The sequence below is a fragment of the Oleiphilus sp. HI0128 genome (assembly GCF_001635365.1).
The window spans coordinates 1-860 of the sequence record NZ_LWGG01001269.1 but is presented as its reverse complement, the minus strand read 5'-3'; the positions used below and the strand labels follow the sequence as shown (position 1 = coordinate 860).

Below are 860 nucleotides of genomic sequence, written 5' to 3'. Positions count from 1 at the left end.
CACCTTCCATACTGTAGCTCACACCCGGAAACTGCCCAAGCTGCCGGTCAATGGATGAGTTGGAGAAGAGTAGCGATAAGGCTTCGAAGAATACATACTCTCCTATGAAAGATAGTGCAGCGGCTTCGGCTAAAGAAGATCAACAGGATGGCGTGGGAAAAAATGCGCTTGAACAACTAGAGCAAGCAGCTGGTGGAGAAAAAGCAGGCACGAAGTATTTAAAAGATAAAGATGATGAAGACCCTTCCTTGGAAATAAATGGAGTGCTTAGTGATAGCGATACTGAAGGTAATGCTTACCATATAGAGGGTGATGATGCCCCTGTAACGATTCTGGGAGAGGGGGGGGAAGTGATTATTTTACAAAAAGATCGTGAGCAAACATCCACTTTTCGGAAACGGAGAACCTGGAATATGCAGCGTCAGTTCTAAGTTAATACAGCTTGTTTGCGCTCTAAAGCGATGATTATCTAGGGCTTGATGCTGACTGCTTCACGTATCATGGGATGAAAGCTTGCTCTATACTTGCGTCATTTGTAGGATAGCCTCTAATTGCCGAAAGGAGGTCTGGGAGAGTTTGATGAAAAAGTTGAGTGCATGTGTCCTGATTGCCGTATCGCTGCTTATGGGTGGCTGTCAGAGCTTTCAAAAAGATAGGGACTTGGAACTGTATATTGTTGGTGCTGGCTTGAGCTATGCGATTGGTAAACATGTTTGTCGTCATAGTGAATTCGTTGAAACCTGTGGTGTAAGTGCCGCGGCTACCTTTATCGTTTGGTACTAAGCTTTATTTATGTCGGAAGACCTTCTTCGCCTGGATAAACAGGTTTGTTTTTCTTTATATAGTGCTTCCAATGCGAT

2 protein-coding genes are annotated in these 860 nt (G+C 44.2%); both read left to right on the top strand.

Features of this window, described 5'->3' with window-relative positions; translation table 11 throughout:
• Positions 1-50 precede the first annotated feature (50 nt).
• Positions 51-431, top strand: a complete 381-nt coding sequence (locus tag A3763_RS21390; protein ID WP_068760487.1) for a hypothetical protein — start codon at positions 51-53, stop codon at positions 429-431.
• A 148-nt stretch (positions 432-579) separates the two neighbouring features.
• On the top strand, positions 580-783 hold the full coding sequence (locus A3763_RS21385) for a hypothetical protein (RefSeq protein ID WP_068513493.1): 204 nt from the start codon (positions 580-582) through the stop codon (positions 781-783).
• Positions 784-860: the final 77 nt, after the last annotated feature.

Bases quoted from the DNA above. Each gene is read 5' to 3' on its own strand.
- A3763_RS21385 (WP_068513493.1), top strand. From the start codon at position 580: ATGAAAAAGTTGAGTGCATGTGTCCTGATTGCCGTATCGCTGCTTATG.
- A3763_RS21390 (WP_068760487.1), top strand. From the start codon at position 51: ATGGATGAGTTGGAGAAGAGTAGCGATAAGGCTTCGAAGAATACATAC.